Raw genomic sequence first — 6,833 nt, 5'->3', positions numbered from 1 at the left:
TGTCAACTTAACGCGAAACCGCACGTCCGCCAGGGATTTACAATCTTTGGCGGGTGAACAACACCCAATCAGTACGCTATTTTTGGCTTAAGTTGACACCAGTGGCTTTTCGTCCCACCCGGTTGGATATTTTTATGTGAAAGTCCTTAACTAACGCCATGTGCGACTTTATCTCAAACCTAACCCCCAACCCCTTCCCTACTAGCGTTGGGGAGCAAAAATCAAAGCCTCTCTCCTTTTAGGAGAGAGGTTTGGAGAGAGGTCAGAATATTAACTTGCACATCGCGTTTAACTAACGCAGTAGTACTCGACTACGAGGGCCGATCGCTTGTTTGGGTGAAGCGGATATTGCACAACTCTGGGCAGAATCCTGTAAACAAGCAGCTTGAGCTAGGGTTGCAGGGTTGACTTCCAGGGAATTACCACTACTGAATTCTATATTAGGTGTAGTAGAGAGTGATGGAGAATTAGATCCAGATGTGTAGGTTGTAGGTGTTGAGGAAGCGATCGCACTACCACCACTAACTACGGGTGTAGGTGCGATCGCATTACCACCACTAACCACAGGTGTAGGTGCGATCGCACTACCACCACTAACTACAGGTGTAGGTGCGATCGCATTACCATCACTAACTACAGGTGCAGGAGTGGGTGTGCTACCACCATCAATTACTAGTGGGGGAATGGGTATACTACCACCGCTAATTACTGGCGGGGGAGTGGGTGTGTTACCACCACTAACTACGGGCGGGGGAGTGGGTGTGCTACCACCGTCAACTACGGGCGTGGGAGTTATAAGAGTTGCAGTTGCAGGTACTTTGATTTGTATTCTTGCTAGGGGTGCGTTAGTCATTTCCAAAGATGTCACCCTTGGGGAACCTGGGAGATCGGACTTGAAATCAAAGACTGTGGGGGTTGCACTACCATTGCGATCGCTATATCGCACTCCATATCCACTCACTTCAAAAGTGCCTTGATACTGGTTTCCAGTCTTGGGATCGGTGACAATGCCGGTGTATAAGGCCTTTGTGAGATTAAATTCATCCTGAACTACTCCTTGAAATGTAGTTCCTGCCAATCTTCCCTGGTATTTATAGGGTGTCAATTCACCCTCAGAGAGAATCGGCGAAGTCAAAACGCCGTTGAATGAGACAATCGGAATGCCTTTAAAGTCAACAAAATAATGCAGACTTCCATCATTACGTGTTCTTACTTGTACATAATCTGACTTGTATACAGGAACGTAATTAGGATTATTATTAGTTCCTAAGTTCCGCGAGTAAGTTCCTGTGTTGTCTGTATCAATACGAGTAGTGCTTTGATTGAAATTGGGATTAATGCTCGGAAGTTGAATAGTGCCTGATAATGTCCCAGTGCTTTGGATTGTAATTTGAGCAAAAGCACTTGTTCCACCTAGACCGATGAAAACTGCGGCTAAACTGCTGCTGCTAACAACTGCACAACCCAATTTAGTGAATGAATCTAATTTCATGAAAAATTTGCTCCTTTAATCACCTATGAAAAAAATACGCATAGGTTTAGGCATGATTTTTCCTTGCTATCACTGGATAATGAAAGCATCCGATACTGAATTAACCAGTATCTAAACAGCGTATTTGATTACATTTACATCAGTACAAAATTAAAACCGGAAAGTAGCTCTTAATGTCCCAACGACTAATGCATCGTTAGCAGAATTGTGATCGGGATTGAAAATGACAAATAAGCCGGGAGTGAGGGAAATGTTGTCGCTCAGTTGGGCGCGGTAAAAAACTTCTACGTGAATTGATGTGTCACTACGTCCGCCCGCTGTCCCCCCATCAGAAAAGTTGGGAAAATTTAAGCCTTCGGGTAAAGTACTAGAAGTAATTTTGGGCGGTTGTCCGACGAGAACGCCCCCTAAATTCCCAGAACGCAGCAAGTTGGGAAAAGCCGCGAACACCATCCAGTTGGTAGTTTCCACACTTCCAGAAAGGTTAACTGGTTTGGAGGAAGTAAAGCCACCCCAACCGCCCAACTGCAAGTTAGGGTTAATTCGCCAAGCAACGGTAGCACCAATTGCGTGGGTATCGAAAGCTGTAGGATCTGCAAAAGGCGAAATTAGTTGAGAATCGCCGATACCACTTCCTAGTAAGCCATCTGGGGAGTGGGAATAAAGATAATGTACGCCGACATCGATGTTATTGGTGGGTGCTAAACTTAACTGAGCGCCAGCAGTAAATCTGCCGCCAAATAGTCCACCTTGGTTGATGTTGCCAGGAAAACTGGGGATTTCTGAACTATAAACGCCTTGTAAACTGATGCGATCGCTAATCTGCCAGTCAAAGCCTATACCGCCAGTGCCGTTACCAATATTTAAAATCGGGTTCCGCTGACCAAATAGAGAAATTGCACCGTCGCTAGAACCTTCTAAAGGGCTAATACCGCGAAAAGTGTTGATGGGGTTGACTCCCGCCGTACCTACGACGATTCCCAAGTTATCCGAAGCAAGAAATCGATAAGATAAGTCACTAACAACTAGATTGTTGTCTGTATTTGACTCGAAACCTAACCGTCCCATATTGGTGGATAGCAAAGATGCAGTAGAACCTAAATTCCCCGCAGATAGCCCTGTTAACAGCAAATCTCGCCCTGTGAACGACGTTGCTAAGGTTAGTTGGGCGCTACTTGTGAAAGTCAGATTGGTTTTTCCCTGGCGTTCAGGGACTCCATCTCTAGGAAACAAATCCACATCAGGGCTATTGGTTCCCTGAACGCTAAAAATAGCTTGACCAAATAATCTAGTAGTTGTGGAAAACTGATTCCCTTGTAATTCACTAGTTTGTTTTTCCACAGCCTCGACACGTTGCTGTAATTGTTGCAACTCTGCTTTGAATTCGCCTTGCAACCTTTGCAGCAAGATTAAATCTTCATTATTAACAGTATTAATTTTATTGTTAGCGATAGCTTCGTTAATCTTTTCCAAACAAGCATTTAAACCAGCCGCAAATTCATAACGGCTAATGGTACGATTTCCCAGATAAGTACCATCAGTATATCCCGCAATGCAGCCATAGCGTTCTACCAAAGACTGCAAAGCATCAAAAGCCCAATCAGATGGTTGCACATCTTCAAGTTGCGACACTGAGGTGACTTGAGACATTGGGTTGTCTGAGTCTGGGGGATGGGGAGATAGAGAGAATTCTTCTATGTTCTTCTGGTTCTGTGCAATTTCTGTTACAGGTTGAGTATTTTTTAATTCAGGTAAGTTAGGAGAACTGATAAATTGAATTTTCTCTCTGCTTTTTTTAAGTATATTTTCGTACTTATTATTTATAGCTGATGAAGTGGTTATATCTGGCTGTACAAATTCAGGCGGTGTAATTTCAGCAGGTGAGACAACTTGAGGTAAATTTTCCTCTGTTGACTCCTGCACTGGATTGTCTGAAGTAATTACAGGCTGTTCTGGTAAATTGAGGGCAGAGATTGGCGCTGTTACTAGCACACTCGCCATCAGTAGACTAATATCACTCATGGTATTTCATTTGACTTGCACCACTATTTCTTTTGACAGAGAAACTTGGTGTATATCAGGAAGATTTACAAAAAAATGAGTGATAAAAATCACCAAAAATTAGCGAGGAGTTTCAGGTTTCATAAGGCAGTCTCAATGAAAAAATTTCACAGCCAAGTATGAAAGAGGGATTAAAGACTGGGGACTGAGATTCTAACTTATACATTTTTCAGAAAATAAATATTTCTTTGGGTAGTAGAGTTATCGGCTGAAAAAGCAAGATGGTTAACGCAGGAGGGTAGGTAGAATGCGTCAACTGATTATTCAAGTGCCACGAGGAAACGGAAAAGCTGTTATCGATATTGCCAAATCTCATCACGGCACAAATCTGGCTCGATTAGAAGGAAATGCAGAAGAACCGATTGATGTGGTGGGTGACACCTCTAGTTGATGTCAACGTGCTATAGGACTCATATTTGATTTTTGAAAAAACTCAGTACAACTAAGAAGCCTTCTTGACTGTTGCCTATTGCCTGCCTACGCAAATCAGTTCAGAAATCAAAGCGGATTCCTACAGAAAACCCTGCTATTAGCCAATAATACCAATTATCTAAAATCCAACAACAGATTCAAATCCAGCAATTCTGATGAAATATGACTTTCTCAATTACGAATTACGACTATGAGTAGTTAAAAGTTTTCCAAAAAAACAATCCCTAGAAAGAGAACGCAGCGAAATCGATTCAAGTGCTTCAAGGTGAAATCGCAGCGTTGCGGCAGGAAATTCAAGAATTATTGCATCAGAATTTACAGCGATAACATTAGCAAAGATTAATTGGTGAATAAACTACATGAATGCAGCAATCTCCACAGCTTGGGACAAGGTTCAAAGCATGATTAACGGGTTCATAGCTTTAGTCCCGAACATTGTCTTAGGGTTAATTGTCTTCATTTTCTTTTTGTTTATTGCTAGCAGAATTAAGGCACTGGTTAAGCGGTTAACTCGCAACCGTCGCTCCGCTCGGAATCTGGGATTAGTACTGGGAAGGTTAGCCCAAGGGGTAACAGTTTTGATTGGCTTGTTTATCGCCCTTTCCATTGTAATTCCTACATTTAGAGCCGGAGATTTAGTGCAACTTTTGGGAATTAGCGGTGTTGCAATTGGTTTTGCTTTCCGCGATATTCTACAAAACTTCTTAGCTGGGATTTTAATTCTGCTGACTGAACCTTTTCAAATTGATGACCAAATTGTTTTTAAAGGCTTTGAGGGAACTGTTGAAAATATCGAGACACGCGCAACAACAATCAGAACCTATGACGGTCGGCGAATTGTGATTCCTAACTCGGAATTATTTATCAATTCTGTCACGGTGAATACTGCCTTTGACAACCGCCGATTAGAGTACGATGTCGGCATTGGCTACAACGATGACACTGATCTAGCCAAGCAATTGATGTTAGACGCAATGTATAGCGTAGACGAGGTTTTAAGAGAACCCGCTCCTGATGTACTGGTAATGGAACTTGCCGAAAGCACTGTCAACATCCGTGTGCGTTGGTGGATTAATCCACCGAGAAGGATAGACTCTCTTCAATCACGGGACAAAGTACTGTCTGCAATCAAGAAAAAGTTAGTCGCCAATGGTATTGATTTGCCCTTTCCAACTCAACAAATTCTATTTCATGACCAAACCGAAGAGACAGATGGAAACCGCTCCCATCAGCGTGAAGGTTGGCCATCTGGTAAAGGTGAAGTACCAAAACCCCGCCGGATCAGCGATTCACTCAGGTTACTTGCTCAAGAGCGTTTCTCACAAGATGGCAACAATAAGGTAGATTCTAAAATTAACGAAAAATGAGAAACGTCAAGTTAAGCAAACTTTGGGATCAGATTCACTCAAGTTACTGGTTTATACCATCTGTCATGGCGGTAGCATCTCTTGCTCTGGCTTTCATCATGCTAAGTCTTGACCGCACAGACAAGGTAGAAATTGATTATTGGTGGATATATACTGGTGGAGCAGATGGAGCGCGATCGCTACTCGGAACTGTTGCAGGTTCGATGATCAGCGTTGCTGCTACAGCTTTTTCAATTACAATCGTGGCGCTTCAGCTTGCTGCTTCTAACTTTGGCCCCCGCCTACTGCGTAATTTTATGCAGGATACGGGTAATCAGGTTGTACTTGGTACATTTATTGGAACGTTCATCTACTGTTTACTCGTACTGCGGACGATTCATGGAGAAGGAGATGGATATGAAGAGTTTGTGCCACAACTTGCGGTTACAGTCGGCACTTTACTGGCAATTATTAGTATTGGTGTATTGATTTATTTTATTCATCATGCTTCAACAATAATTCAGGCATCTTATGTAATCCAAAATGTTAGTGAAGATTTACATTCAGCAATTGAGCGGCTATTTCCAGAAAAAATTGGGTGTGGTGAATCAGAAGATAGCCTTGGAGTTGAAGAAATTCCAATGTCTTTTGAGGAAGAAGCTTTACCGATTCGAGTTAATGGCACTGGTTATTTACAAGCTATAGATCATGAAGAATTGATAGACATTGCTTGTAAACATAATTTGCTAGTACGTCTTCAGACTCGACCGGGAAAATTTTTGGTTCAAGGTGGCGATTTAGTCTTAGTTTTCCCTGGTGAAAAAGTAAATAAAAAACTTACCAAACAAATCAATGATGCCTTTATTTTGGGTAAAGAACGTACAGAGCAACAAGATGTAGAGTTTCCAATTGATCAACTAGTAGAAATTGCTCTGCGTGCCATTTCTCCTGGAATAAATGATCCATTTACTGCTATTCGCTGCATTGACCGAATTAGCGCTGGATTGTGCCACTTAGTTCAAAGAAATTTACCTTCACCCTACCGCTACGATCACAATAAAATATTACGCATAATTGCCGAAGGATTAGATTTTCAAGGATTGGTTGACCGTGCTTTTAACCAAATTCGGCAGTATGGAAAGTCGGATGCAGGAGTAACTATTAGGTTGTTAGAAGCTATAGCTACTATTGCCAGCTACACCAACAATAGTAAATACTGTCAAATCCTACAATATCATGCTGAGAAGATTTTGCAGGATAGTCATGAGGAGCTATCACAAGAACAAGACCGCAAAGACGCACAAGAGCGTTATTCTGCCGTCATCAAAACTTTAGACTGCAAAGGTGCTATTAAAAATTGGGATTATTGAACCTCGCATGACTAGAAGTCACGAGTGTGCAGCTTGTAGAAATCAAAAAAAATTTAATTAGTTCACTTTGCTCCAGACGGTTCAAAATATGGATATAGCGGTTCCCACTCAGATGCGGTATAAAATTATACC

At 42.1% G+C, this 6,833-nt stretch carries 5 protein-coding genes; 3 read left to right on the top strand and 2 right to left on the bottom strand.

Features of this window, described 5'->3' with window-relative positions:
- Positions 1-292: 292 nt before the first annotated feature.
- Together RRG12_RS29900 and RRG12_RS29895 are read right to left on the bottom strand one after the other, a co-directional pair.
- Positions 293-1,492 carry a hypothetical protein gene (locus tag RRG12_RS29900; protein ID WP_420761695.1) on the bottom strand — a complete coding sequence of 400 codons (1,200 nt, stop codon included), beginning with the start codon at positions 1,490-1,492 and terminating at the stop codon, positions 293-295.
- A 150-nt stretch (positions 1,493-1,642) separates the two neighbouring features.
- Positions 1,643-3,514 (bottom strand): iron uptake porin, encoded by a 1,872-nt coding sequence (locus RRG12_RS29895; protein ID WP_420761694.1) that lies wholly within the window; start codon positions 3,512-3,514, stop codon positions 1,643-1,645.
- A gap of 286 nt (positions 3,515-3,800) precedes the next feature.
- Here RRG12_RS29895 and RRG12_RS29890 point away from each other — a divergent pair, with 286 nt between their 5' ends.
- The 3 genes from RRG12_RS29890 (at position 3,801) to RRG12_RS29880 (ending at position 6,701) form a co-directional block, all read left to right on the top strand.
- Positions 3,801-3,944, top strand: a complete 144-nt coding sequence (locus RRG12_RS29890) for a hypothetical protein (RefSeq protein ID WP_176726905.1) — start codon at positions 3,801-3,803, stop codon at positions 3,942-3,944.
- 400 nt (positions 3,945-4,344) lie between these two features.
- Complete coding sequence (locus RRG12_RS29885; RefSeq protein WP_069068642.1) at positions 4,345-5,352, top strand: mechanosensitive ion channel family protein; 1,008 nt, start codon at positions 4,345-4,347, stop codon at positions 5,350-5,352.
- Complete coding sequence (locus tag RRG12_RS29880) at positions 5,349-6,701, top strand: DUF2254 domain-containing protein (protein WP_420761693.1); 1,353 nt, start codon at positions 5,349-5,351, stop codon at positions 6,699-6,701. The genes RRG12_RS29885 and RRG12_RS29880 overlap by 4 nt, the downstream gene beginning before the upstream one ends.
- Positions 6,702-6,833 lie beyond the last annotated feature (132 nt).

This window comes from Nostoc sp. CALU 546, assembly GCF_048836525.1.
Note: the sequence above shows the minus strand (reverse complement) of the source record. Positions and strands in the feature narration are given on the sequence as shown.

What these genes read in the sequence shown, in the direction of transcription:
- RRG12_RS29880 (WP_420761693.1), top strand. Translation starts at nt 5,349, where the DNA reads ATGAGAAACGTCAAGTTAAGCAAACTTTGGGATCAGATTCACTCAAGT.
- RRG12_RS29895 (WP_420761694.1), bottom strand. Translation starts at nt 3,514, where the DNA reads ATGAGTGATATTAGTCTACTGATGGCGAGTGTGCTAGTAACAGCGCCA.
- RRG12_RS29890 (WP_176726905.1), top strand. Translation starts at nt 3,801, where the DNA reads ATGCGTCAACTGATTATTCAAGTGCCACGAGGAAACGGAAAAGCTGTT.
- RRG12_RS29885 (WP_069068642.1), top strand. Translation starts at nt 4,345, where the DNA reads ATGAATGCAGCAATCTCCACAGCTTGGGACAAGGTTCAAAGCATGATT.
- RRG12_RS29900 (WP_420761695.1), bottom strand. Translation starts at nt 1,492, where the DNA reads ATGAAATTAGATTCATTCACTAAATTGGGTTGTGCAGTTGTTAGCAGC.